At 61.2% G+C, this 24,459-nt stretch carries 23 protein-coding genes; 12 read left to right on the forward strand and 11 right to left on the reverse strand.

Translation table 11 applies throughout. The features are described from left to right. Nucleotides 1-4: 4 nt before the first annotated feature. Genes HB676_RS26200 through HB676_RS26210 form a run of 3 tightly spaced genes read left to right on the forward strand, consistent with a single transcriptional unit; the run spans nucleotide 5 to nucleotide 3,176 of the window. The gene (locus HB676_RS26200; RefSeq protein WP_213741362.1) at nucleotides 5-883 is read left to right on the forward strand and encodes a branched-chain amino acid ABC transporter permease; all 879 of its coding nucleotides are present in this window, start codon (nucleotides 5-7) and stop codon (nucleotides 881-883) included. A gap of 2 nt (nucleotides 884-885) precedes the next feature. Continuing rightward, nucleotides 886-1,902 (forward strand): branched-chain amino acid ABC transporter permease, encoded by a 1,017-nt coding sequence (locus tag HB676_RS26205; RefSeq protein WP_213741363.1) that lies wholly within the window; start codon nucleotides 886-888, stop codon nucleotides 1,900-1,902. A 41-nt stretch (nucleotides 1,903-1,943) separates the two neighbouring features. Then, nucleotides 1,944-3,176: an ABC transporter substrate-binding protein gene (locus HB676_RS26210; RefSeq protein WP_213741364.1), complete on the forward strand. Its 1,233-nt coding sequence runs from the start codon at nucleotides 1,944-1,946 to the stop codon at nucleotides 3,174-3,176. Nucleotides 3,177-3,262: 86 nt separating this feature from the next. On the opposite strand, the gene HB676_RS26215 is transcribed toward HB676_RS26210, so the two are convergent. After that, nucleotides 3,263-3,415, reverse strand: coding sequence for a hypothetical protein (locus HB676_RS26215; RefSeq protein WP_213741365.1), 153 nt, complete (start codon nucleotides 3,413-3,415; stop codon nucleotides 3,263-3,265). On the opposite strand from HB676_RS26215, the gene HB676_RS26220 reads away from it, so the two are divergent. The 3 genes from HB676_RS26220 to HB676_RS26230 all read left to right on the forward strand — a co-directional run bounded on the left by HB676_RS26220 (nucleotide 3,414) and on the right by HB676_RS26230 (nucleotide 8,460). Next, nucleotides 3,414-4,646: an ABC transporter substrate-binding protein gene (locus HB676_RS26220; protein ID WP_213741366.1), complete on the forward strand. Its 1,233-nt coding sequence runs from the start codon at nucleotides 3,414-3,416 to the stop codon at nucleotides 4,644-4,646. The genes HB676_RS26215 and HB676_RS26220 overlap by 2 nt on opposite strands. 109 nt (nucleotides 4,647-4,755) lie before the next feature. Then, entirely contained in the window at nucleotides 4,756-6,042 is a 1,287-nt protein-coding gene (locus HB676_RS26225) for a glycerate kinase (protein WP_213741367.1), read from the forward strand. A 264-nt stretch (nucleotides 6,043-6,306) separates the two neighbouring features. Beyond that, nucleotides 6,307-8,460 (forward strand): EAL domain-containing protein, encoded by a 2,154-nt coding sequence (locus HB676_RS26230; RefSeq protein WP_213741368.1) that lies wholly within the window; start codon nucleotides 6,307-6,309, stop codon nucleotides 8,458-8,460. A 118-nt stretch (nucleotides 8,461-8,578) separates the two neighbouring features. On the opposite strand, the gene HB676_RS26235 is transcribed toward HB676_RS26230, so the two are convergent. Continuing rightward, entirely contained in the window at nucleotides 8,579-9,100 is a 522-nt protein-coding gene (locus HB676_RS26235) for a MarR family transcriptional regulator (RefSeq protein ID WP_213741369.1), read from the reverse strand. Between the two features lie 283 nt (nucleotides 9,101-9,383). Between HB676_RS26235 and HB676_RS26240 the strand changes: the two genes are divergently transcribed. The 4 genes from HB676_RS26240 (at nucleotide 9,384) to HB676_RS26255 (ending at nucleotide 13,592) form a co-directional block, all read left to right on the forward strand. Continuing rightward, nucleotides 9,384-10,424, forward strand: a complete 1,041-nt coding sequence (locus HB676_RS26240; RefSeq protein ID WP_213741370.1) for a branched-chain amino acid ABC transporter permease — start codon at nucleotides 9,384-9,386, stop codon at nucleotides 10,422-10,424. Nucleotides 10,425-10,429: 5 nt separating this feature from the next. Then, nucleotides 10,430-12,199 (forward strand): branched-chain amino acid ABC transporter ATP-binding protein/permease, encoded by a 1,770-nt coding sequence (locus HB676_RS26245; protein ID WP_213741371.1) that lies wholly within the window; start codon nucleotides 10,430-10,432, stop codon nucleotides 12,197-12,199. Next, nucleotides 12,196-12,939 (forward strand): ABC transporter ATP-binding protein, encoded by a 744-nt coding sequence (locus HB676_RS26250; protein WP_213741372.1) that lies wholly within the window; start codon nucleotides 12,196-12,198, stop codon nucleotides 12,937-12,939. The genes HB676_RS26245 and HB676_RS26250 overlap by 4 nt, the downstream gene beginning before the upstream one ends. Nucleotides 12,940-13,145: 206 nt before the next feature. After that, nucleotides 13,146-13,592: a nuclear transport factor 2 family protein gene (locus HB676_RS26255; RefSeq protein WP_213741373.1), complete on the forward strand. Its 447-nt coding sequence runs from the start codon at nucleotides 13,146-13,148 to the stop codon at nucleotides 13,590-13,592. Nucleotides 13,593-13,725: 133 nt separating this feature from the next. Here the strand turns inward: HB676_RS26255 and HB676_RS26260 are convergent, their stop codons facing one another. The 9 genes from HB676_RS26260 to HB676_RS26300 all read right to left on the reverse strand — a co-directional run bounded on the left by HB676_RS26260 (nucleotide 13,726) and on the right by HB676_RS26300 (nucleotide 22,439). Beyond that, nucleotides 13,726-14,877 (reverse strand): ABC transporter substrate-binding protein, encoded by a 1,152-nt coding sequence (locus tag HB676_RS26260; protein ID WP_213741374.1) that lies wholly within the window; start codon nucleotides 14,875-14,877, stop codon nucleotides 13,726-13,728. A gap of 75 nt (nucleotides 14,878-14,952) precedes the next feature. Next, entirely contained in the window at nucleotides 14,953-15,372 is a 420-nt protein-coding gene (locus HB676_RS26265) for a thioesterase family protein (protein ID WP_213741375.1), read from the reverse strand. A 9-nt stretch (nucleotides 15,373-15,381) separates the two neighbouring features. Beyond that, nucleotides 15,382-16,143: an SDR family NAD(P)-dependent oxidoreductase gene (locus HB676_RS26270; RefSeq protein ID WP_213741376.1), complete on the reverse strand. Its 762-nt coding sequence runs from the start codon at nucleotides 16,141-16,143 to the stop codon at nucleotides 15,382-15,384. A gap of 31 nt (nucleotides 16,144-16,174) precedes the next feature. Then, nucleotides 16,175-18,055, reverse strand: coding sequence for a feruloyl-CoA synthase (locus HB676_RS26275; protein ID WP_213741377.1), 1,881 nt, complete (start codon nucleotides 18,053-18,055; stop codon nucleotides 16,175-16,177). 1 nt (nucleotide 18,056) lies between these two features. After that, nucleotides 18,057-18,857, reverse strand: a complete 801-nt coding sequence (locus HB676_RS26280; protein ID WP_213741378.1) for a crotonase/enoyl-CoA hydratase family protein — start codon at nucleotides 18,855-18,857, stop codon at nucleotides 18,057-18,059. A gap of 197 nt (nucleotides 18,858-19,054) precedes the next feature. Beyond that, nucleotides 19,055-19,516: a DUF3237 domain-containing protein gene (locus tag HB676_RS26285; RefSeq protein WP_213741379.1), complete on the reverse strand. Its 462-nt coding sequence runs from the start codon at nucleotides 19,514-19,516 to the stop codon at nucleotides 19,055-19,057. After that, nucleotides 19,516-20,835 (reverse strand): TRAP transporter permease, encoded by a 1,320-nt coding sequence (locus HB676_RS26290; protein WP_213741380.1) that lies wholly within the window; start codon nucleotides 20,833-20,835, stop codon nucleotides 19,516-19,518. The genes HB676_RS26285 and HB676_RS26290 overlap by 1 nt, the downstream gene beginning before the upstream one ends. A gap of 7 nt (nucleotides 20,836-20,842) precedes the next feature. After that, nucleotides 20,843-21,352, reverse strand: coding sequence for a TRAP transporter small permease (locus HB676_RS26295; RefSeq protein WP_213741381.1), 510 nt, complete (start codon nucleotides 21,350-21,352; stop codon nucleotides 20,843-20,845). Between the two features lie 70 nt (nucleotides 21,353-21,422). Further along, entirely contained in the window at nucleotides 21,423-22,439 is a 1,017-nt protein-coding gene (locus HB676_RS26300) for a TRAP transporter substrate-binding protein (RefSeq protein WP_213741382.1), read from the reverse strand. A 162-nt stretch (nucleotides 22,440-22,601) separates the two neighbouring features. Here HB676_RS26300 and pobA point away from each other — a divergent pair, with 162 nt between their 5' ends. Both pobA and HB676_RS26310 read left to right on the forward strand, forming a co-directional pair. Next, nucleotides 22,602-23,771 (forward strand): 4-hydroxybenzoate 3-monooxygenase, encoded by a 1,170-nt coding sequence (pobA, locus tag HB676_RS26305; RefSeq protein ID WP_213741383.1) that lies wholly within the window; start codon nucleotides 22,602-22,604, stop codon nucleotides 23,769-23,771. A gap of 270 nt (nucleotides 23,772-24,041) precedes the next feature. Beyond that, nucleotides 24,042-24,459, forward strand: a 418-nt coding sequence (locus tag HB676_RS26310) for a PaaI family thioesterase (RefSeq protein WP_213741384.1), incomplete at its 3' end; no start/stop codon positions are given.

The raw sequence follows: 24,459 nt of genomic DNA on the forward strand, positions 1-24,459 counted from the left end.
GGCCATGGAGCTTTTCACCAACCAGGTCCTGGCCGGCATCGCGACTGGCGCGATCTATGCCTGCATGGCGCTCGCCGTGGTCATGATCTACCAGGCGATCGACCATCTCAATTTCGCCCAGGGCGAGATGGCGATGTTCTCGACCTTCATTTCCTGGCAGCTAATGCAATGGGGCATCCCCTATTGGGGCGCCTTCGTGCTGACGCTGGCAATTTCGTTCGCCGCCGGCATCCTGATCGAACGCCTGTTGTTCAAGCCGCTGGCCAAGGCACCCATTTTGACCAACGTCGCCGGGTTCATTGCGCTGTACGCGATCATCAACAGCGTCGCGGGGCTGATCTGGGATTTCACTATCAAGCAATATCCGAGCCCGTTCGGCTCCTCGCCGTTCCTCGGCAGTCAGCTGATCTCGACCCATCAGGCCGGCATGATCGGCATCACGGTACTGCTGCTGATCCTGCTCTATCTGTTCTTTCAGTTCACGCGGGTCGGACTCGCGATGCGCGCGGCGGCCTCGGTGCCTGAATCGGCGCGGCTGGTCGGCATCAACACGTCCTGGATGATCGCACTCGGCTGGGGCATGGCGGCGGCGATCGGCTCGATCGCCGGCATGATGATCGCGCCGGTGGTGTTTCTCGAACCGAACATGATGCTGGGCGTGCTGATCTATGGTTTCGCCGCCGCCGTGCTCGGCGGCCTGACCAGCCCGTTTGGCGCCGTGATCGGCGGTTTCCTGGTCGGGATCTTCGAAAACCTGGTCGGCACTTATATTCCCGGCGTCGGCAACGAACTGAAGCTGCCGATCGCACTGGCGCTGATCATTACGGTTCTGGTCGTCAAACCGGCGGGCCTGTTTGGCCGTTCCATCGTGAAGCGAGTTTGATCATGAGCGCCATTCAGGAAGTCGTCACTGAGGCGCCCGCGGTCGAGGCGGTTCCCAAGCGCGCCATGACGCTCGGTTACGGAACGTCGCTCGCGATGTTGCTGGTGCTGATCCTGGTGCCGCTGTTCGTGAAGAATTTTGTCATCTTTCAGCTTACGATGCTGCTGATCTATGCGCTGGCTGTTCTGGCGCTCAACATCCTGACCGGCGGCAGCGGGCAATTCTCGCTGGGCCAGAGCGCGTTCTACGCGGTCGGCGCCTACACCTCGGCGATCCTGATGGAACATGCCGACATCAATTATGCACTGACGTTGCCGGTCGCCGGCCTCGTCTGCTTCATCTTCGGATTTCTGTTCGGCCAGCCGGCGCTTCGGTTGAGCGGCGTCTATCTGGCGCTGGCGACCTTTGCGCTGGCGACCGCGATGCCGCAGCTATTGAAACTCGGCGTGTTCGAAAAATGGACCGGCGGCGTGCAGGGCCTGGTGGTGACCAAGCCCGATGCCCCGTTCGGCCTGCCGATGTCGCAGGACATGTGGCTGTATTATTTCACGCTCGCGGTCTCGATCGCGATCTATATTTTCTCTGTCAATCTCCTGAAATCACGCTCCGGCCGTGCCTTCATGGCGATCCGCGACAATGAAATCGCCGCCTCCGCGATGGGCATCGACGTGGCGCTGTACAAGACACTGGCGTTCGGAGTCAGCGCCGGGATCACCGGCGTGGCCGGTGGCCTCGGCGCCATCGCCGTGCAATTCGTCGCCCCCGATGGCTATACTATCACGCTGGCGATCTCGCTGTTTCTCGGCATGGTGGTCGGCGGCGTCGGATGGCTGCCGGGATCGATCGTGGGTTCGGCGTTCATCATCTTCGTGCCGAATATTGCCGAAGGAATCTCGAAAGGGCTTTCCGGAGCGGTGTTCGGAGTTCTCTTGTTCCTCGTCATCTTCCTGGTGCCGCATGGCGCGAGGCAAGTCGCCGTGGTCGCTCAACATTGGCTCGGCAAGCTCAAGAACGGCTAAGCTCAAGAAAAACCGGTTCAAAAAAAGCTCAAGGAGAAGACATGCTTTCAAAACAGAAAATGCTGGCCGCCGTACTCTCGACCGCGGTGATCGCTTTTGCGGCCACCACCGGCAGCGCGCTCGCCCAGAAGAAATACGACACCGGCGCCAGCGACACCGAGATCAAGCTTGGCAACATCATGCCCTATAGCGGTCCGGCCTCGGCTTACGGCGTGATCGGCAAGATCGAAGAAACCTACTTCAAGATGATCAACGAGCAAGGCGGCATCAACGGCCGCAAAATCACGTTCATCAGCTATGATGACGGCTACAGCCCGCCGAAAGCCGTCGAGCAGGCCCGCAAGCTGGTCGAAAGCGATGAGGTGCTTTTTCTGTTTGGACCGCTCGGAACACCGTCGAACTCGGCGATCCAGAAGTATCTGAACAGCAAGAAAGTCCCGCAGATTTTCGTCGCGACAGGCGCCACCAAATTCGGCGACTACAAGAACTTTCCGTGGACCATGGGATGGCAACCAGCCTACCAGAGTGAAGGCCGCATCTATGCAAAGTATCTGCTGAAGGAGAAGCCGGGCGCCAAGGTCGGAATCCTGTATCAGAACGACGATTTCGGCAAGGACCTGCTGAAAGGTCTCAAGGACGGTCTCGGCGACAAGGCCGCGTCCATGATTGTTGCCGAGGAAAGCTATGAGGTGACCGAGCCGAGCATCGACTCGCATATCGTGAAGATAAAAGCTTCCGGCGCCGACGTGTATTTCAGCATGACGACGCCAAAATTCTCTGCCCAGAGCATCAAGAAACTCGCCGAACTAGAATGGAAGCCGCTGTATTTCCAGAGCAACGTCGGCGCATCGGTTGGCTCTGTGCTGCAGCCTGCCGGTTTTGAAAATTCCCAGGGCATTCTCTCCGCGGCTTACGCCAAGGACGGCGCGGACTCGCAATGGGACAATGACGAGGGCATGAAGAAATTCTATGCGTTCCTCGCCAAATACGCGCCGGACGCCAACAAAGCCGACGGGTCCGTCGTGTTCGGCTATGGCCAGGCCCAGACCGTAGTTCAGGTCCTCAAGCAGGCCGGCGACAATCTGACCCGCGAAAACATCATGAAGCAGGCCACCAGCCTGAAGGACTTCACGCCCGACACTTTGCTGCCCGGCGTCAAGATCAACACCAGCGCAACCGACTTCTATCCGATCGAGCAACTTCAGATGATGCGGTTCAAGGGCAAAAAGTGGGACCTGTTCGGCGACACCATCAGCGGCGAACTCAGCAACTGATACGAGATAGCGTTTTCAAGCGAAGTGGGCACCGGTTCGCGTGAAGAAAACGCGTCAAAATAAAAAGCTCTGGTCCTGACTGACGACTAAAGAAGCAGCCCTTCGCGCCCGGCGCGGAGGGCTTTTTCTTGTGAGCCATCCGGTAAAATGTTACTCAAGGCGTTGGGTTCAAAGAGCTTTCGATCAAGAAGGCCGTGACACACGCCATCCATACCAATGGAAATGAGGGAGAGGATCATGCCTGTCACCGCGACCAGAATAGTCGTTGCCTCGGCCGCCGCACTCGCGCTGCTGGCCGCATCCGGTAGCGGCGCGCTCGCACAGAAGAAATACGACGCCGGCGCCACCGATACAGAAATCAAGATCGGCAACATCATGCCCTATAGCGGCCCCGCCTCCGCCTATGGCGTGATCGGCAAGACCGAAGCGGCTTATTTCAAGAAGATCAACGATACCGGCGGCATCAACGGCCGCAAGATCAATTTCATCACCTATGACGACGGCTACAGCCCACCGAAGACGGTGGAACAGGCGCGCAAGCTGGTGGAAAGCGACGAAGTCCTGCTGGTGTTCAACCCGCTCGGCACGCCGCCGAATTCCGCGATCCACAAATACATGAATTCGAAAAAGGTGCCGCAACTGTTCGTCGCCACCGGCGCCACCAAGTGGAACGATCCCAGGGATTTTCCATGGACCATGGGGTGGCAGCCGAGCTACCAGAGCGAAACGCAGATCTACGCCAAGTATCTTCTCAAAGAGAAACCGAACGCGAAAATAGGCGTGCTGTATCAGAACGACGATTACGGCAAGGACTACCTCAAAGGCCTGAAAGATGGTCTCGGCGCCAGGGCCGCCTCGATGATCATCGCCGAGGAGAGTTTCGAGACCTCGGAGCCGACCATCGACAATCACATCGTCAAGCTCAAGGCCAGCGGCGCCGATGTATTCATCGATATCGCGACACCGAAATTCGCGGCGCAAGCCATCAAGAAGGTCGCCGAGATCGACTGGAAGCCGCTTCACTTCCTCAACAACGTTTCGGCGTCGGTCGGCAGCGTGATCAAGCCGGCCGGCTATGACAATTCGCAAGGCATCGTTTCCGCCGCCTATCTGAAGGACGCGTCGGACCCGCAATGGGACAACGATCTTGGCATGAAGAAATTCTACGAATTTCTCGCCAAGGATTACCCGGAAGGCAACAAGCTCGACGGCAATGTTGTGGTCGGCTATGGCGTTGCCCAGACGCTGGTGGAAGTCCTCACCAAATGCGGTGACGACCTGACCCGCGCCAATGTCATGAAACAGGCCGCGAGCCTCAAGGATTTCCGCAGCGAAGTCCTGCTGCCCGGCATCAAGATCAACACCAGCCCGACCGATTTCGCCCCGATCAGCCAGCTTCAACTGATGAAGTTCAAGGGCGAGAAATGGGAACTGTTCGGCGACATCATCAGTGCGGATGTCGGCGGCTGAGGTGTGAGGACAGGCCATATGACCCCCGCGGGCGCCGCGGGGGTTTTCTTTTGCTTCAATCGGATGGATAACCGGCATCCGATATCCCGATGGCAGATTCCGTGAAACAATGACCGACAAACGCCCTCTCCTGCGCACGATTTTCGACGCCGCCGTCGCCGCGGCTCATCCCGACGTTGTGCTCTCGGCGCATCTGCGCCCGGTCCCGAAGGGCCGGGTGATTTGTCTCGCCGCCGGCAAGGGCGCGGGTGCGATGGCTGCGGCCGCGGAGCGGTATTATCTCGATCAATTGGGACTGGCGCCCGAGCGATTGCAGGGCATCGCCACCACCCGTCACGGCCACGGCGTGCCGACTCGCCGGATCAAGATGATCGAAGCCGGCCATCCCGTGCCCGACGAGGCCGGGCTGAAGGGCGCCGAGCAGAGCCTGCAGATGGCCGCCGATGCCCGTGCGGACGATCTCCTGCTGGTGTTGTTGTCGGGCGGCGGCTCGGCGAACTGGATCGCGCCGGTCGAGGGCGTGTCCTTTGCGCAGAAGCAGCAGGTGACGCGCGCGCTGTTGCGCTCGGGCGCGCCGATCGGCGAGGTCAACACCGTGCGCAAGCATCTGTCGCGGATCAAGGGCGGGCGGCTGGCGCGGGCCGGTCAGCGCGCCGAGATCGTGACGCTGGCGATCTCGGACGTGCCGCATGACGATCCCTCTGCGATCGCTTCGGGGCCGACCGTGCCGGACCCGACGACGCTCGCCGATGCGCGCGCGCTGGTCGCGAGATATGATTTGAAGGTCGACGACGCGATTGGCCGCGCGCTCAATGACCCCAACAACGAAAGCTGCAAACCCGGCGATCCGGCGTTCGCGCGCGCGCAGTATGAACTGATCGCGCGGCCGAAAGCGTCGCTCGATGCCGCGATCAAGGTAGCCGCAACGGCCGGATACGCGATCATCGATCTCGGCGCCGATCTCGAAGGCGAGGCCCGCGAGGTCGCGGCCGATCACGCGCGGCTCGCGTTGAAGGCGCAAGCCGAAGGCAAGCGCGTCGCAATCATCTCGGGCGGCGAACTCACCGTGACCGTGCGCGGCAACGGCCGCGGCGGCCCCAACCAGGAATATGCGCTGGCGCTGGCCGATCTGCTCAAGAACACCTCCGGCATTGCGGCGCTGGCCGGCGATACCGACGGCGCGGACGGCGGCGCCGGCAGCGCTTCCGATCCGGCGGGCGCGATCATCGATCAGGCCACATTCGCAAAGATGAAGTCGCTTGGTCTCGATCCCAAAGCCTATCTCGACAACAACGACGCCACCGCCTTCTTCACCGCGACTGGCGATCGCCTGCAGACCGGCCCGACGCTCACCAATGTCAACGATGTCAGAGTGATCCTGGTCGACGCGGTTTAGATTCCGGCCATCGGGGTTGCACACCATCGGCAAGAGTCGGCAAGGCGACATATCCCGGCATTGCATCGCAACTTATTTTCGTTGCGAAATCATCGTCTCGCGATGCCGGCCGCCCGCGCTGAATTTTTTTAACGCTTTGTTTAGCGAACTCTGAAGAAGCCGCCGGGCGCAGGACGTTACAAGGGTGTAATTTACCGGCTTGCCCTTCCAATATGCGGCTCCTGATTGCCGGAGTGCTGCGAACCCGCAGCAGGGGGTCGTCATATGGTGGATTCAACACAGCGCGCCATTCATCCGGAGCCGGTTCAACCGGCTGGATTGCTTGAAGTCGCGCTCCAAAATCTATCGCTGGGATTGACCATCTTCGACGACAAGCGCGCGATCCTGTTCTGCAACCGGCGCTACATGGAAATCTATGGGCTTTCACCCGAACAGGTGAAGCCCGGAACGCTGCTCAAGGACATGATCCAGCACCGGCTGAATCTGGGTCTGAAAATATCTGTCCCGTCAGAGGAATATATCCGCGAGCACATCGGAACCGCGCTTCAGGCCGGCACTACGGTGCAGGAATTCACCGATGGCCGGATCATTGCCTACACGATTTATCCGATGCCGAACGGTGGCGGGATGGCCACGCACGAGGACATCACCGCGCGGGAGGAAATGAGCGCCCGCCTGCAGCGGCAATACGAGGTCGGCAAGGCGCAGGAAGAGGATCTGCGAATCCGGCACTTTCAATTCGACACTGCGATCAACAACATGTCGCAAGGGTTGTGCTTCTTCGATGCGGCGCACCGGCTGATCGTGTGTAACGACCGCTATATCGATATGTATGACCTGTCGCACGACCGCGTCGGCCCGGGCACCGCCCTGACCGAAATCGTCGACATGCGCTTCGAGGCGGGCAGCTTTCCGGCGATGACCCGCGAGGAATATCTGATCTGGCGCGCCAATGTTGCCGTATCCGCCGAACCCACCGACAGTATCGTCGAACTGCGCAACGGGCGCACGTTCAAGATCCGCCATCGCCCGATGCCGGACGGCGGCTGGGTCGCGACCCATGAAGACATCACCGAGCAGCGGCGCTCCGAGGTCAAGATCGAATACATGGCGCACCATGATGCGCTGACGGATCTTGCCAATCGCGTGTTGCTGAACGAACGGCTCGAACATGCGCTGGGTGCGCGAATTCACCGCGAGGAGATCGTCGCGGTTCATCATCTCGATCTCGACCATTTCAAGGCGGTCAACGATACATTCGGCCATCCCGCCGGCGACAAGCTCCTGAAGCTGGTGGCGGACCGGCTGCGCGGGCTGGTTCGCGCCAGCGACACCATCGCCCGGATGGGCGGCGATGAATTCGTCATCGTGCAGGCGCCGATCAAGGATCCTTCCGAGGCGACCTCGCTCGCCGAGCGGATCATCCGGTCGATCGGCGAACCCTTCGAGATTGACGGCCATCAGGCCGTGATCGGCGCCAGCATCGGCATCGCGGTCGGTCCGGGCGATGGCCTGCGGCCCGACAGGCTGCTGCGCAACGCCGACCTCGCGCTCTACCGCGCCAAGGGCGACGGACGCGGTGTGTTCCGGTTCTTCCAACCGGCGATGGACCTGCAGATGCAGACCCGCCGCCTGATGGAGCAGGACCTGCGCAAGGCGCTGTCATCAGGCGAATTCGAGCTCTACTACCAGCCGGTGGTCAACCTGGCGAGCAACGAGGTCAGCGGCTTCGAAGCGCTGATCCGCTGGAATCATCCGCAGCACGGACTGGTATCACCTGGCACTTTCATCCCGCTTGCGGAAGAAATCGGCTTCATCGTCCCGATGGGCGAGTGGGTGATCCGCGAGGCCTGCGCGACCGCGGCGAAGTGGCCGGGCGATGCGCGCGTCGCCGTCAATATTTCAGCCGTGCAATTCCGTAATCCCGGCCTGCTGCAGGTCATCGTCGGCGCGTTGGCGGCCTCGGGCCTCCATCCGGCACGGCTGGAAATCGAGATTACCGAGACCGTATTGCTGCAAAACAAGGAAGCCACGCTGGCCGTACTGCATCAGTTGCGCGGGCTGGGCGTGCGGATCGCGCTCGACGATTTCGGCACCGGCTATTCCTCGCTCACTTATTTGCAGTCGTTTCCGTTCGACAAGATCAAGATCGACCGCTCCTTCGTCAAGGACATCACGGAAAACTCGGGTTCGCTGAACATCGTGCGCGCGGTCGCGGCACTCGCGAGCGGCATGGGCATGACCGCCACGGCCGAAGGCGTCGAAACACGCGAACAGCTCGACAGCATCACGTCCGAAGGCTGCACCGAGATGCAGGGCTTCCTGTTCAGCAAGCCGCTGCCGGCCCGCGAGATCGAGCGGTTGTTCCTGCCGGAGCGTGAAGTTCAGCCCGCACCCAACCGCATCGTCGCGGCCTGATCGCGCCTCAGTTCCTCATGGTGAGGAGCGCGTCTTCGCGCGTCTCGAACCATGAGATCACGCGTTCCATCTCATCCTTCGAGACGCCGCTTTGCGGCTCCTCAAGATGAGCCGCCCCTCAAAATTCCTTGGCAATCTTGGCCAGCATGCCGAGCAGCGCCGCGCGGTTGGCGGGGCCGAGCAATTCGTTGAGACGCGCTTCATGCTTGGCGGCGACGAGCTTCTTGGCCCGCGCCAGCACCGCGCGCCCCTTGTCGGTCAGCACCAGAATGTGCGAGCGCCGATCATTGGTCGAGCGCATCCGTGCGCACAAATCGCGGCTTTCCAGACCATCCAGCATCGCGACGAAATTCGGCCGGAGAATTCCGAGCGTGTTGGCGATTTCGGTCTGGTTACGCCCGGGGTTATTGTCGAGCAGCAACAATACCGAGAATTGCGCCGGGGTCAGTTGCAGCGGCGCGACACAGTGCAGAAAATCCTCGAAGACTTTCAACTGTGCGCGCTTGAGTGAATAGCCGAGCAACTCGGCCAGTTCACCCAGTTGCAGCGCTGTGCCCTCAGCCGCGTCGTCAGCCGGCTCCTTGCGCGAGGAACGCACGCCCTTGACGGCATCGATCGCGGCGTTTTTGGAAACAGTCATCGCTCGAGGCTCGCAATCCCGCTAGGCTGGAACTCTATCGGTTCTGATGGAATCAGAACCGGGCTCCAGTTTTTGTTTTGACGCGTTTTCTTCACGCGAACCGGTGTCCACTTCGCTCGAAAACGCTCTAAAAAGGCTCAGTCAAAACCTGCCTTGAGATTATATTTGATAATTGTTATCCACCATATCAAATATCGGCAGGCTTTTTCAACTGCTGATATCGGACGGCCGGGCGGCGGTTTGAAGCCCCGCGCAGCCGACGCCTGAGGGGGAGCGCCCGGTCTTGAACACGACGATCATGCTGTTCCTGCTGCAGGACGGCATCACCAATGGTGCGATCTACGCGCTGCTCGGGCTGGCACTGGTGCTGGTGTTCGCCGTCACCCGTGTGATCCTGATTCCGCAGGGCGAGTTCGTCACCTATGGCGCGCTGACCTATGCCACGTTGTCTTCGGGGCAGGTTCCGGGAACCGCGCGGCTGGCGCTGGCGATGGGTATCGTGGCCTTTGGCCTCGATTTATTCGCCGGCCGCCGCGCGCTGCATGCAAAACTGATCGCGCGTGCCTTGGCGATCGACATCGTGCTGCCCGCCGCCGTGCTGGCGCTTACGATCTGGCTCGCCGGCCATCACAGCCCGATCGGCGTCAACATCGCACTGTCGCTGGTAATCGTCGCCGCGATCGGATTATTTCTCTATCGGATCGCGTTTCAGCCGATCGCCCATGCCTCGGTGCTGGTGCTTTTGATCGCCGCAGTCGGCTGTCACCTCGCGCTGCAGGGTTTCGGCCTGGTGTTTTTCGGCGCCGAAGGCCAGCGCGGCCCGACGGTTTCCGATAGCGCCTTCATTGTCGGCCCACTGCGATTCACCGGCCAGAGCATCGCGGTCTACGCCATCACGCTCGCCTTGATCGCGGGACTTTGGATGTTCTTCGGCTTTACCCGAATGGGCAAGGCGCTGCGCGCCACCGCGGTCAATCGTCTCGGCGCGCGTCTTGTCGGCATCCGGACCGCGCTATCAGGACAGATCGCCTTCCTGCTGGCCTCTGTGATCGGCGCGGTCTCGGGAATCCTGATCGTGCCGATCACGACGCTGTATTACGACACCGGATTTCTGATCGGCCTGAAAGGCTTTGTCGCCGCGATCATCGGCGGTCTTGTCAGCTATCCGCTGACCGCGATCGCCGCGCTTCTGGTTGGCGCGGTCGAGGCGTTCTCATCCTTCTATGCCAGCAACTTCAAGGAAGTCATCGTCTTCACGCTGATCCTTCCGGTGCTCGTGCTGCGGTCGCTGGCAGCGCCCGCGGTCGAGGAAGAGAAGGATTGAGCGCGATGATGCCGCGACTGCCCATCATCGTCTTTGCGCTCGTGATGGCGGCGATCCCGTTCATTCCGGGCGTGCCGCCGTTCTGGATCGTACTGCTGGACAATATCGGCCTGTCCGCGCTGGTGGCGATGGGGCTGGTGCTGCTGACCGGCGTCGGCGGCCTCACCTCGTTCGGCCAAGCGGCATTTTGCGGCTTCGGCGCCTATACCACGGCGGTGCTAACGACGGCCTATGGCGTCTCGCCATGGCTGACACTGCCGCTCTCTCTGCTGGTGAGCGGTATCGCCGCGGTCTTGCTCGGCCTCGTCACGGTGCGGTTGTCGGGACATTATCTGCCGCTCGGCACGCTGGCCTGGGGCCTCGGCCTGTTTTATCTGTTCAGCAAGCTTGAGTTTTTGGGACGCAATGACGGCATCTCCGGCATTCCGCCGCTGTCGATCGGCTCGCTGCGGATGATCGATCCCGGAACGATCTATTTCGCGATCTGGATCGCGGTGCTTCTATGTGCGCTGCTCACCTTGAATCTGCTGGACTCGCGCACGGGCCGCGCGATCCGCGCGCTGCGGCGCGGACATGTCGCCGCCGAAGCCTTCGGCGTTCAGACGCCGCGCGCCAAGCTGCTGGTATTCATCTATGCGGCGGTGCTGGCGGGACTGTCCGGCTGGTTCTATGCGCATTTCCAGCGCGCGACCAATCCGACACCGTTCGGCGTGCAGACCGGCATCGAATATCTGTTCATCGCCGTGGTCGGCGGCGCCGGCTACGTCTGGGGCGGCGTCCTCGGCGCCGCGATTGTCGTGATCCTGAAGGAATTGCTGCAGAGCTATCTGCCCTATTTGTTTCATGGCGAAGGCCAGCTCGAAACCATCGTGTTCGGCATCCTCTTGGTGACGCTGCTGCAGATCGCGCCAACCGGCGTGTGGCCCTCGCTTACCGTGTGGTTGCCGTTCAGGCCCAAACGAAAACGACCCGATACGTCGCTGGTCCTGCCCGCGCGTATCAGGCCCGCGATCACGCCCGACGTACTCCTGCAGATCGACCACGCCCGCAAGCAATTCGGCGGCGTGATCGCGGTCAACGACGTCTCTTTCGACGTCCAGGCCCGCGAGATCGTGGCGCTGATCGGTCCCAACGGCGCCGGCAAGAGCACGACGTTCAACCTGATCACCGGCGTGCTCGCCCCCTCGGGCGGCACGATCTCCGTGCTCGGCAAAAAGGTCGGCCATGCCGCCCCGCAACAGATCGTAAAACTCGGCATCGCCAGAACGTTTCAGCATGTCAAACTGGTGCCCGACATGACTGTGCTGGAGAACGTCGCGATCGGCGCGCATCTGCGCGGCCATGCCGGCGCTATCGCCAGCATGTTCCGCCTTGATCGCGCTGACGAGGCAAAACTACTGGCGGAAGCAACGCGCCAGATCGAGCGTGTCGGTCTCGGCGACCAGATCGATCAGTTGGCCGGGAGCCTGTCGCTCGGCCAGCAGCGCATTGTCGAGATCGCCCGCGCGCTGTGCGTCGACCCGATGTTATTACTGCTCGATGAACCGGCGGCCGGACTGCGTCACATGGAAAAGCAGCAGCTCGCAGCCTTGTTGCGCCAATTGCGCGACGGCGGCATGTCGGTGCTGCTGGTGGAACACGATATGGGCTTCGTGATGGATCTGGCCGACCGCATCGTGGTGCTGGATTTCGGCACCAAAATCGCCGAGGGCACGCCGCAAGCGATCAAGACCAATCCCGAGGTGATCAAGGCCTATCTCGGAGCCGTTGCATGAACGCCGGCGGAAACACGCTGCTGTCGGTATCCTCGGCGCATATCGCCTATGGCAAGGTCGAAGCGGTCCGCTCGGTCTCGCTCGATGTCGCCACGGGCGAGATCGTCACCATCATCGGCGCCAATGGCGCCGGCAAGACCACGCTCTTGAACGCCATCATGGGCATTCTGCCGCTGAAGGGCGGCGTGACCTTTGCAAATCAAGACATGGCACGGCTCGACATCGAGGATAGGGTCGCTGCCGGGCTCAGCCTGGTGCCAGAGCATCGCGAATTGTTCGGCAGCATGAATGTCGAGGACAATCTGCAGCTCGGCGCGTTTCGGATAACCAAAGCTGTCGCGGCGCAGTCATTGGAGCGCGTCTACACGCTGTTTCCGCGGTTGAAAGAACGCCACAAGCAATTGGCCGGGACATTATCCGGCGGCGAGCAGCAGATGCTGGCGATGGGTCGCGCCCTGATGGGCGCGCCGAAGCTGTTGATGCTGGATGAACCGAGTCTTGGATTGGCGCCGATCATCGTCGCGGATATTTTCCGCATCATCGGCGAGTTGCGCGCGAGCGGCGTCTCGGTGCTGCTGGTCGAACAGAACGCGCAGGCCGCGCTGCAAATCGCCGACCGCGCCTATGTGATGGAGCTCGGCGAATTCATCCTGAACGGTCCGGCCAAGGACATCGCCGCCAATACCCGCGTCGCCGCCAGCTATCTTGGCTTCACGCATGAAGGCGCGAGCGTGATTTAAACGACGTATATATCGTCGGGTCGCATTCGTAGGGTGGGTAAGGGCGCCCTTGCGCCGTGACCACGATCCTTGTTGGTCAAAGGCGGTGGGCACGCTTGCTTTGCCCACCCTACGACTTCGCAATTGCAACATCGAGTACACCTACTCGACAACGGCAAAAACGGCTGCGAGACTGCCCTGATAACATAACAACCCCGGAGGAAACCATGAACATCAATCGCCGCGATTTAGCGTTGCCGCTGCTTGCCGTTGGACTGCTGGGCGTGGGCCCCGCCTTCGCCGGCGCCGATGAAGACGCCGTTGCAAAGAACGTCGAGGCGTTTCGTGTGGCCCAGATGAACGCCGACGCCAAGACACTGGAAGGGCTCTGCGCGCCGCAGCTCAGCTACAGCCACTCCGACGGCCGGGTCGAAGACAAGGCGACCTTTGTCACCAATGCCACCGACGGAAAATCGAAAGTTCTGTCGCTGGCCTACCAGGACGTCAGCATTCGCGTGGTCGGCGATGCCGCGATCGTGCGGTTTCACTGGGTCGGCGAAGCCCAGGCCGTCGCCGACGGCAAGAAGAGCTCTACCAATCTGCACATCCTGATGAACTGGCAAAAACAGGGCGCAGACTGGAAGCTGCTGACGCGTGGATCGACCAAGCTGTAAGCGTTTGAACGGGAAAGCGTAGGGTGGGCAAAGGCGCCCTTGCGCCGTGCCCACCATTCTTCGCCTATGCCCGTGGACAGGTGGTGGGCACGCTTGCGCTTTGCCCACCCTACAAGTGAACTACAATCGAACCTCACATCGCCGGAACGTATTTGCCGTCCTTCACCGTCAGGATGATGCGCGAGCGATCGTCGAGGCCGTAGCGGTCTTTTTCGGTCCAGTTGTAGACGCCTTGGGTGGCGACGATTTCCCTTTCGCTGATCAAAGCCTGACGGATCGCCTCGCGGAATTCCGGCGTGCCCGGTTTGGCGGTCTTCAAGGCCACCGGAATGATGCGCTTGAGCACTTCAAAAGCGTCGTAGGAATGCCCGGCGAACTGGCTACGGCTATTGGGCCCGTACTTGGCCTCATAGACCGCGTTGAGTGCGAGCCCCGGCTTTTTGGTCAGCGCGTCGTCCGGCTGCGTCTCCGGCGACATCACCGGCCCGGCCGACATGATCACGCCTTCCGCCGATGCGCCGGCAATGCGGATGAAGTCCATGCTGGCGGCGCCGTGGGTCTGATAAAGTAGTCCCTTGTAGCCGCGTTCGCGCAATGCCGATTGCGGCAGCGCCGCGGCGGTGCCGGATGCACCAATCAGGATCGCATCGGGATTGGCGGCGACCAGTTTGAGCACCTGCCCCGCAACCGAAGTATCCGGCCGCGCGAAGCGCTCTTCGTCCACCAGTGTCATGCCCATCGGAACAGCCTGGGCCTTGAAATCATTGACCCAGAGATCGCCGTAGGAATCGGAGTAGCCGATATAACCCACGGTCTTGATGTTGTGCGCTTTCATATGCGCATACAACACCTTGCCCATGATCGGGATCGACTGCGGCAGGTCGACCGACCATTTTGCCCGCTCCGGCGTGATTGGAAACGGCGAGAGCCCGAAATGCGGGATGCCTGCCTCGTTGGCGACGTTGGACACCGCAATGGACGGCGGTGTGATACACGACCCCATGATGATGTCGGCCTTGGACTCGGTAACAAACCGGCGCGCATTGGTAGTCGCGGCGGTCGGATCGCCGCCATCGTCGAGCACGATCAGCTTGAGCGGCACGCCACCGATTTCCTTCGGCACAAAGTCGAGCGCGTTACGCTCGGGGATGCCAAGCGCGGCAGCCGGCCCCGTGGTGGAGATCGAGATGCCGATGGTGATCTCGTTGGTCTGCGCGGTCGCAGGTAACGCCGGCAGCGCGAAGGCCGCCGCGACAATGGCGGCAGACAGATGGAAATTCCTCATGACGTCCTCCGTGGGGTGTTATTTTTATAGCCAAATCTGCCGGGCACTTCAGCCCCTTTTTGGATGAGGCCCCAATTAGCCCAGCATGAATTTCGCGACGATTTCCTTAGGCACCGCCGCGGATTTTAACTTGCCGGGATCATCCGGGTGGCGCCCGACCAGCACGCGGGTCTCGAACGCCTCGATCGCCAGCGCCTCGCCCTTGAACACCCTGTGGGTCACCTCAAAACTCGAGCGCTTGAAGCTCTCGACCCGGCTTTCGATCGTGATCCAGTCGCCATGGGTCGAGGCGATGTAGAATTTCGCCCGCGTGTCCACCATGGGAATTCCGACCAGGCCATACTTCTTGACGATGTCCTGTTTCGAAAAACCCGCAGCCTCGAACAGGATCGACGTCGAATCGTCGAACATCTCGAAGTAGCGCGGGTAATAGACGATATTGGCGGGGTCACAATCGCCCCACTGGATCTGCACATCTCTGCGATGGACGAACATTCAGTTTTCCTAGCGCGGCGCCATCCGCAGCGACGCGTCGAGGCGCACGACTTCACCGTTCAGATAGGGATTGTCTATCATGTGCAGCGCCAGCGAGGCGAATTCATCGGGCTGGCCGAGCCGGTGCGGGAACGGGATCGCCGCGGCCAGGCTGTCCTGCGCTTCCTGCGGCAGACCGGCCAATAGCGGCGTCAGAAACAGACCCGGTGCGATGGTCAGCACGCGGATGCCGAATTGCGCCAGTTCGCGTGCGATCGGCAAGGTCATGCCGACGATACCGCCCTTCGAGGCCGAATAGGCCGACTGCCCGATCTGGCCGTCATAGGCCGCGACCGACGCGGTCGAAATCACCACGCCGCGCTCACCGCCCTCGAGCGGCTCCAGTTTCGACATGTCCGCCGTCGCCAGCCGCAACATGTTGAACGAACCAATCAGATTGATCCTGATGACACGGTCGAAATCGGCCAGCGGCATCGGCCCGTCGCGGCCGATCACCCGCTTGGCAACGCCGATCCCCGCGCAATTCACCAGCACCCGCGCCGGGCCATGGGCCTTGGCCGCCGCTGCGATCGCGGCTTCCGCCGAGGCCGCATCCGCGACATCGCAGACAACCGCGACGCCGCCGATCTCGGCGGCAACGGTCTCGGCCAGCTTGGCGTTGAGATCGCACACCGCGACCCTGGCGCCCTGCCCGGCGAGCTTGCGCGCGGTCGCCGCGCCCAAGCCTGATGCGCCTCCGGTGACGATAGCGGCATGGCCTTTTAACTGCATGAGTCTCTCCCTGGCGATGTGTTGTTCGAATTCAGTTCAGCGTGATGATCTCGGTAGCCGGCGTTGGCGCATAAATCTCGTCGATCACGCGGCTGCGATGCTCCAGCACCGCACGCTGATTGATCGAACCCTTGTCGGTGACTTCGCCGCGATCGATCGACATCGGCGTGTCCAACAGGACCGCGCGGGTGATCCGCGTCGACGATCCCGTCGACATCGCCAGAAATTTTACAAACCGCTCGCGAAATGCCCCACGAACCAGCGGATCGGACACCGCCGCCGCGAGGTCATCGGGCAGTAGTGCCGGATTGATCAGGCGGCAACCGTCGAGATCGAGCACAACCAGCGCCGACAGTTCGTCGCGGTTGATGCCCGCGATCACGACATCGCGCACCAGAGGGGCGCAGGCGGCGATAAAGCGCGCGCGAAGCGGACCGACGCTGACCCAGGTGCCGCTGGCGAGTTTAAAGTCCTCGGCGATGCGGCCGTCGAAATCGAAACCGGCGTTGAGATCGTCGGGATCGGCCGGCTTGAGGGCGTCGCCGAATTTATAAAAGCCTTCCTCGTCGAAAGCCTTCGCAGTCAAATCAGGCTGACGCCAATAGCCCGGCGTAACGTTCGGCCCCTTGGCACGAACCTCCAGCTTGCCGTTATCAGGCACCAGCTTGGCCTCATTGCCGGACACGGGAAGTCCGACATGGCCGGAGCGGCTGGTGGCGGGACGCACCGCCATGAAATAGGGCGCCGTCTCGGTGGCGCCGAGGCCTGTCAGCATCGGCACCCGAAAACCCGTTTCCTGCACCGCGAGTTCGTCGATACTGTTCCAGATGTAGGGCGACATCGCCGCCCCCGAGAAGAACATCGCGTGCAGCCGGTGGAAGAATTTGGCGCGCAACGCCCTGTCGTCGCGCAAATACGGCAGCAGCGATTCATAGCCCTTCGGCACGTTGAAATAGACCGTTGGGGAAATCTCGCGGAGATTGCGCACGGTCTCCTCGATGCCGCCGGGCATCGGCTTGCCCGCATCAAGATACATCGAGCCGCCATTATAGAGCGTCAGCCCGATATTGTGATTGCCGCCAAACGTGTGATTCCACGGCAGCCAGTCGACGATCACGGGCGGCTCGTCCTTCAGGAACGCCATGGTCTCACGCAGCATCACCTGATTGGCGCAGATCATCCGCTGGGTGTTGATGACGGCCTTGGGATTACCGGTCGAGCCTGAGGTGAGCAGGAATTTGGCGATCGTGTCCGGGCCGATCGCGTCATGCGCGGCATCAAGGCCAGGATATTCCAGCGAGGCGAGCAATGCGCTGAGCATCGTGACATCGCGGCCGGGCACTTCGCCGTGAGACACCACGATTTCGGTTTCACCGGGGACATTAACACGGATCGCATCGGCGAATTTTCCCGCGTCATCCGCGAACACCAGACCGGGCGTCAAGAGCTTCATCAGGAAACTCAATTTGCTGTAATCTTTCGAGACCAGCGAATAGGCCGGCGACATCGGGCAAAGCGGGATCCCCCCATAGAGCGCACCGAATGCCATCAGCGCATGGTCGACCGAATTACCCGAAAGGATAACGACGGGTCGCTCAGCCGACAGACCACGCGCAAGCAGACCGGAGGCAATGCGCCGGGCCGCGGTCAGGAGTTGAGCGTAGGTGATCTTCCGCCAGCCGCCGTTTGCGTCGCGCTCCGCCATGAAGACACGGTTCGGTTCTTTGCCCGCCCAATGATGCAGCCGATCAGTCAGCCGCGCCGGGTAGTCGCCGAGCGCGATTTTCGGACGCAGATAGATGGTGCCGTCGGCGCGGCGATCGATCGACACGGCGGGATCGCCGAACGAGATCGCGCGCAGCGGATGCGCGTGGCCGGCGAACGGGAGGGACATGTCGGGTTTGGCGCTCATGTCAGGTCGGCTTCACCTTGGCCGTCTTGCGATCGAGGAACGCACGGATGCGAAGTTTAGCCTCTTTGTCGCTTTGCGCCACCGTCGCCATCAGGGATTCCATCAGCAATCCGGTTTGCGGGTTGGCCTCGGCAATCATCGGCAGCGCCTGCAGCACCGCGAAATTCGTCAGCGGCGCATTCTTGGCAACTTTCTCCGCCAGTTCCATCGCCTTGGCCAGCGACTGGCCTTCTTCGGTGAGATATTGCGCAAAGCCGTAGGACGCGCCTTCGGTCGCCGAGTAAACCCGCCCCGTCAGCATCATGTCGGTCATTCTGGCCACGCCGATCAAGCGCGGCAGCCGCACCGATCCGCCGCCGCCGACAAAGATACCGCGCTGGCCTTCGGGCAATGCGAAATAGGCGCTGGGCTCGGCGACGCGAATATGCGCGGCGCAAGCGAGTTCGAGCCCGCCGCCGATCACCGCACCGCGCAGCGCGGCAATCACCGGCACGCGGCTATATTGAATGCGGTCGAACACCCGATGCCACATCTGCGAATGGCGCAGGCCGTCGGTGGCGTCCTGCTCGGTCAGTTCCGACAGGTCGAGGCCGGAAGAGAAATGATCGCCGATGCCATGGATCACCACCGCGCTGATTCCCTCCGGCAGATTAGTGAAGCATTCCTGGATCGCCAGGATGATGCCGTCGTTGAGCGCATTGCGCTTGGCCGGGCGGTTGAGGCCGACGGTCAGCACCGGCCCGGATATTTCGAGCTGGAGCAGTGCGGAAGGATCCGAGGTCCCGGTGGCGGCGTTTCCCATGGCGGTATTGTTTCCTGCCTAGAATAGTTATGTTTTATAACTAATAGGGAAGGAGTCAATCAATACTCGGTGTCGTCCCGGCCTTGAGCCGGGACCCATTGCCACCGACTTTCGTCGTTAGAGACAGACGTCGAACAGCGTTATTAAACCGACAGGCCGCAGCGTATGGGTTCCCGCGTACGCGGGAACGACAGAAGTTACAGCACCTGATGCACATCGACCACGACACGGTCGAGATGGCGTGCGGCCGATCCGATGAACAGGTTTTCCATCAGCCAGCGGTATTTTTCACTGCCGGTCTCGAACTTCGGCACGGTGCGAAAATAAATCAGCTTGGGATCGACCGGCTCGCCGCGCTTGAGCTTCTGCAGCAGATCGATCGGCCCGAAGCGGATGCCCCGGTTCTCGACATAGACCACCGCGCCGTCATCGGTCTCGAAGGCGTATTTGGCTTCGAGCTCGATCAACTCATTGGGCCGGATGATCTGAAAATCGGCACCGAAGGCGCTGACCTTGCCGTTGATCCCGGGGCCACGCACCTCACCGCCGATCACCGGAATGATCCGCCGCACGCCATGGCCGATCTCGCCGGCAGATGTCACGCCGCCGATATAGGCGGTGATGGTGAAGACATATTTGGTCTGCAGTACCGGCGTCATCAGTGCGCCATCATCTGTTGCGGCAGCCAGGTTGCGAGCAACGGAAACGCGATCAGGATGATCAGCCTGACGATATCGGTCGCCACAAACGGGATCACGCCCTTGAAGATCGTGGTGAACGACACGTCCTTGACCACGCTTTTGATGACAAAGACGTTCATTCCGACCGGCGGATGGATCAGCCCGAGTTCGACCGTCATCACGATGATCACGCCGAACCAGATCGGATCGAAACCGAGCTGGGAGATCACCGGGAAAATAATCGGCACGGTCAGGATAATCATCGCCATCGCGTCCATCAGACAGCCAAGCACCAGATACATCACCATGATGACCGCAAGCACGCCATAACTGCCAAGCCCAAGCCCGGTGAGGAATTCCGTGACCTTTTGCGGGGTCTGCGTCACCGTGAGGAAATATCCGAAGATCAGCGCGCCGATCAGCACCGTGAACACCGCGGCCGCCGTGCGGGTCGCCTGCAGCAGCGAGGCGAGGATCTTGTCCTTGTCCAATCGCCCGGTGAAGACGCCAATCAAAAATGCGCCGGTGGCGCCGACGCCGCCAGCTTCGGTCGGGGTGAAGCGCGGCAGGAACGGCAGACCGTAAAGCCCGCCGATCACGAAAACGAACAGCAGCACTGGCGCCCAGATGTCCTTGAGTCCGGCGAACCGCTCGCGCCATGTGGTCTGCGCGCCGGTCGGCAGGAAGCCCGGCCGGAAATAGCCGATCAACGCAATGGTGATCATGTACATCGTCATCGCCAGCAGGCCGGGAATGATGCCGGCGATGAACAGTTTACCGATGTCCTGCTCGGTGATGATGCCGTACACCGCCAGCACGGTCGAGGGCGGCAGCATCGCCCCCAAAGTGCCGCCGGCCGCAATCACGCCGGTGGCAAAGGATTGCGGGTAACCAAAACGGCGCATTTCCGGATAGGCCACGGCGGAAAATGTCGCCGCCGTTGCCACTGATGAACCACAGATCGCGGCAAAGCCGCCGCACGCCGCGACCGTCGCAATCCCGAGGCCGCCGCGAAAATGGCCGACGAAACCATTCGCCGCCCGGAATAGATCGCGGCTCATGCCGGAGTTACTGACGAACGTTCCCATCAGCAGGAACATCGGAATCACACCGAACGTATAGTCGGTCACCGTGCGCATCGACGTCTGGCCGACCAGCTTGAGCGCCGGCGTGCCGCCGACCAGATAGCCGAAGCCGGACACGCCGACGAGGCCCATCGCCATGCCGACCGGCACGCGCAGCAACATCAGCGCGAACAGCGCGACAAATCCCAGGACCGCAACAGCGTCGGTACTCATGCGGTTCTCATTCCGTACCCGCGACTTTCGGGTCGTGCATCTCTTCGGGATCAAAGATCAGCCGCCAGGTGCGGATCGCGATCAAGAGAACCGCGGAGACGTCGCCGGCCCATGCGACCGCGAAGAACGGCCAGGTCGGCATATGCATGTCGAAGGTCGTGACATTGTCGTTGTAGGTGCCGCGGACCTTGTCGAACAGCGTCCAGGTCTGCACCGTCACCACGAACAACAGGACCAAAGTCGCAAACACGTCGACCCAGCGCTGGTATTTCGGACCGACATTGCCCCAGATCAAATCGACCGTGATGTGGGTACCGCGATAGCTGGTGGCCGCGATACCCCAGAAGATCAGGATGCCGAGCATCAGGCGCCCGATATCGAAGGAATCCGGGATCGAATAGTTGAAGAGATTGCGCAACAGAACCGAAATGAAGATGTTGGCCGCGACAAGGCCGACAAATCCGGCCGCAATCCATTCGATCGTATTGATAAAACGATCCATGGATGTGCGCTTCATTTCCGCTCCATACCGGTTTCGGGGAATTGCGAGACGAGAGCCCGGCGACGCAGGGCCGCCGTACGGGGGATTACTGCGTCAAGGCGTTGTATTTGGCGAGCGATGCGCGCAGTTCGGTCAATGCGGCGTCCGGGTCGACACCGGTTTTCCTGACGCTGTCACTCCAGGTCTTGATCAGCGGCTCGGACGCCTTCTTCCACAGCACGGTCTGCTCCGGCGTCAGCGTGTACACTTCCTGACCGGACTGCGCCTTTACCTTGTCGACACCGGCGTCCTCGAATTTGCCCCAGGGCTCGCCGACGCGACCAGCAGCTTCGGTGTTGCAGTTGTCATCGATGGCCTTCTTCTGCCGGTCGGACATCTGCTCATATTTGTCCTTGTTCATGACAAAGGCGAATGTCGTGACGTAGAGCGGCGCGTCCATGTGATACTTCGTCACCTTGTCGATGCCGAACAGCACCAGCGATCCCCACGGGAAGGTGACGGCGTCGGCAACGCCGCGCTCGATGATGTCGCGCACTTCCGGCGCCGAGGACTGAACATTGGTGCCGCCGAGCAGCGTCACGAAATTCGCGATGGTGGCGTCGGCGGGCCGGATCTTCATGCCTTTGACGTCATCCGGCACCGTGATCTTCTTGGTGCGCGAGTGAAACGACGACGGGGAATGAATGAAAGCCAGGCAGAACTTGACGTCCTTCATCTCCTTGGCGGCATATTTCCGGTACCAGGCGTCGAGCCCCATCGAGCCTCCCTTGGCGTCCGACATCAGAAAGGGAAGCTCGCCGGCGCCAACGATCGGGAAACGGCCGGGCTGGTAGCCCGGGTTGATGTAAGTGACATCGGCGATGCCGTCGCGCGCCATATCATAATGGTCGAAGGCTTTGCCGAGTTGCTGTGCGGGATAGACCTTGTATTTGATGGTGCCGCCAGATTCCTTCTCGACCGCGGCGCCCCAATCTTCCAGCGCCTTTTGCAGCGGGTGCGACGCTGGCACCCAGTGCGACAATTTGAGCTCAAAGGTCTTCTCCTGCCCGTAAGCAGGCGATACGCAGGCGGCCACGAGCAACGCCAGGAGCGTTTTCCTCATCGACATCGTCTCCCCTCCAGCATCAGGCTTCAATGGCCCTTTTGCGGATATTGTTATATGATATAATTATCATTGCAAGCAGACGCGCCGGCGACGGCCAAACGGCCGCGCCGGTAACGGCAATGACTGTGTTAAATTCTATCACGGGTGAGGGAGCAAGTGTTGCGGACAAAAGTAGCCATCATCGGCGCGGGACCGGCGGGATTGCTGCTGGGACAATTGCTGCACGCTTACGGAATCGAGAACATCATCCTGGAGCGCCAGACGCCCGACTATGTGCTCGGCCGTATCCGCGCCGGCCTGCTCGAAGAAGGCACCGTCGCGCTGCTCGACAAGATCGGTGCCGGCGCACGGGCGCACCAGGAAGGCCTGGTCCATGACGGCATCGAGCTGGCCTTCGGCGGTTCGCGCCATCGCATCGACATGAAGGCGGCCACCGGCAAGACAGTGACGATCTATGGCCAGACCGAAGTAACGCTCGACCTGATGAATGCGCGCCGCGCCGCCGGCCTGACCACGGTCTATGAAGCCAGCGACGTCAAGCCGCAGGATTTCGACACCGATCATCCCAAAGTGTCCTATGTAAAGGACGGTGTCAGCCACGAGATCGCATGCGACTTTATCGCCGGTTGCGATGGCTTCCACGGCGTCAGCCGCGCCAGCGTGAAGCCGTCCGCGATCGAGACCTTCGAGCGGATCTATCCGTTCGGCTGGCTCGGCATCCTGTCGGAGACACCGCCGGTCAGCCATGAACTGATCTATTCGAACCACGCCCGGGGCTTTGCGCTGTGCACCATGCGCTCGACGCACCGCAGCCGCTATTACGTCCAATGCAGCCTCGACGATCACGTCGATCAATGGTCGGACGACCGGTTCTGGGACGAATTGAAACGGCGGCTGGACCAGGAAGCAGCAGATAATCTTATCACCGGGCCTTCGATCGAAAAGAGCATCGCGCCACTGCGCAGCTTTGTCGCCGAGCCGATGCGGTTCGGACGCCTGTTCCTGGCCGGCGACGCCGCCCACATCGTGCCGCCAACCGGCGCCAAGGGCTTAAACCTTGCCGCCAGCGACGTGCATTACCTCTCGGGGGCCTTGCGCGAATATTACGACGAGAAATCTTCCGTCGGGATCGACGGCTACTCGCAGAAAGCGCTGGCGCGGGTCTGGAAAGCGGTGCGCTTCTCGTGGTGGATGACCGCGATGCTGCATCGGTTTCCCGACACCGAAGGATTTGGCGCGCGCATCCAGATTGCCGAGCTGAATTACCTAGTGGGCTCGAAAGCCGCGACGACGTCCCTGTCGGAGAATTACGTCGGGCTGCCGTATTGAGCTGACCGGAGATCTAGATTCGTCATTGCGAGCCAACGGGTCGCGCGAATGCGCGCCCGATGACAGGCTCCGCGAAGCAATCCATCTTCCACTTCGCCCCGTTGCGCGATGGATTGCTTCGTCGCTTCGCTCCTTGCAATGACGGGGAACAGCAACGATCCTCCCATTTCAAACAACCGCTGAAATCATGCTTTAAACTTTGTAGGCGGTGCAATTGGCGCCGTGTTGACGTTTGATGCGAGGCATCTTGTCAGCACACGAGCCTCTCCCATGACCGCCATCGATACCGATATCCCCGAGGGTTTCGAACGGCAGACCCGGCGAAGTCCGCTGACCGACCCGTGGGAGCCGATCTACTCAAAACAGACACCTGACGCACTTGTTCTGGGCCTTCGTCTCGCCAGGCCTCACACCAATGCGCGCGGCTTCGCGCATGGCGGATTGATCGCGGCACTGACCGACAAGGCCATGGGACATAGCTGTGGCCAGAAGCTTGCAGGCAGCCATTCGCTGGTGACGGTCGGCATGGCGATCGATTTCATCAGCAGCGCCCAGATCGGACAATGGCTCACGGTAGAATCCCAGGTGATCAAGACCGGAAGCACGCTTTGCTTTGTGCAATGCGTTGTCACCGCAGATAGCGTCGTTATCGCGCGCGCGAACGGCACGTTCCGGGTGGTCAAGAAGA

This window comes from Bradyrhizobium sp. dw_411 (assembly GCF_018449695.1).
Taxonomy (GTDB): Bacteria; Pseudomonadota; Alphaproteobacteria; order Rhizobiales; family Xanthobacteraceae; genus Bradyrhizobium.

Excerpts from the sequence above, each read along its gene's own strand:
- HB676_RS26245 (WP_213741371.1), top strand. The coding sequence starts at position 10,430 with ATGATGCCGCGACTGCCCATCATCGTCTTTGCGCTCGTGATGGCGGCG.
- HB676_RS26210 (WP_213741364.1), top strand. The coding sequence starts at position 1,944 with ATGCTTTCAAAACAGAAAATGCTGGCCGCCGTACTCTCGACCGCGGTG.
- HB676_RS26205 (WP_213741363.1), top strand. The coding sequence starts at position 886 with ATGAGCGCCATTCAGGAAGTCGTCACTGAGGCGCCCGCGGTCGAGGCG.
- HB676_RS26250 (WP_213741372.1), top strand. The coding sequence starts at position 12,196 with ATGAACGCCGGCGGAAACACGCTGCTGTCGGTATCCTCGGCGCATATC.
- HB676_RS26255 (WP_213741373.1), top strand. The coding sequence starts at position 13,146 with ATGAACATCAATCGCCGCGATTTAGCGTTGCCGCTGCTTGCCGTTGGA.
- HB676_RS26220 (WP_213741366.1), top strand. The coding sequence starts at position 3,414 with ATGCCTGTCACCGCGACCAGAATAGTCGTTGCCTCGGCCGCCGCACTC.
- HB676_RS26265 (WP_213741375.1), bottom strand. The coding sequence starts at position 15,372 with ATGTTCGTCCATCGCAGAGATGTGCAGATCCAGTGGGGCGATTGTGAC.
- HB676_RS26215 (WP_213741365.1), bottom strand. The coding sequence starts at position 3,415 with ATGATCCTCTCCCTCATTTCCATTGGTATGGATGGCGTGTGTCACGGC.
- HB676_RS26235 (WP_213741369.1), bottom strand. The coding sequence starts at position 9,100 with ATGACTGTTTCCAAAAACGCCGCGATCGATGCCGTCAAGGGCGTGCGT.
- HB676_RS26300 (WP_213741382.1), bottom strand. The coding sequence starts at position 22,439 with ATGAGGAAAACGCTCCTGGCGTTGCTCGTGGCCGCCTGCGTATCGCCT.
- HB676_RS26295 (WP_213741381.1), bottom strand. The coding sequence starts at position 21,352 with ATGAAGCGCACATCCATGGATCGTTTTATCAATACGATCGAATGGATT.
- HB676_RS26280 (WP_213741378.1), bottom strand. The coding sequence starts at position 18,857 with ATGGGAAACGCCGCCACCGGGACCTCGGATCCTTCCGCACTGCTCCAG.
- HB676_RS26230 (WP_213741368.1), top strand. The coding sequence starts at position 6,307 with ATGGTGGATTCAACACAGCGCGCCATTCATCCGGAGCCGGTTCAACCG.
- HB676_RS26225 (WP_213741367.1), top strand. The coding sequence starts at position 4,756 with ATGACCGACAAACGCCCTCTCCTGCGCACGATTTTCGACGCCGCCGTC.
- HB676_RS26260 (WP_213741374.1), bottom strand. The coding sequence starts at position 14,877 with ATGAGGAATTTCCATCTGTCTGCCGCCATTGTCGCGGCGGCCTTCGCG.
- HB676_RS26290 (WP_213741380.1), bottom strand. The coding sequence starts at position 20,835 with ATGAGTACCGACGCTGTTGCGGTCCTGGGATTTGTCGCGCTGTTCGCG.
- HB676_RS26285 (WP_213741379.1), bottom strand. The coding sequence starts at position 19,516 with ATGACGCCGGTACTGCAGACCAAATATGTCTTCACCATCACCGCCTAT.
- HB676_RS26270 (WP_213741376.1), bottom strand. The coding sequence starts at position 16,143 with ATGCAGTTAAAAGGCCATGCCGCTATCGTCACCGGAGGCGCATCAGGC.
- HB676_RS26200 (WP_213741362.1), top strand. The coding sequence starts at position 5 with ATGGAGCTTTTCACCAACCAGGTCCTGGCCGGCATCGCGACTGGCGCG.
- HB676_RS26275 (WP_213741377.1), bottom strand. The coding sequence starts at position 18,055 with ATGAGCGCCAAACCCGACATGTCCCTCCCGTTCGCCGGCCACGCGCAT.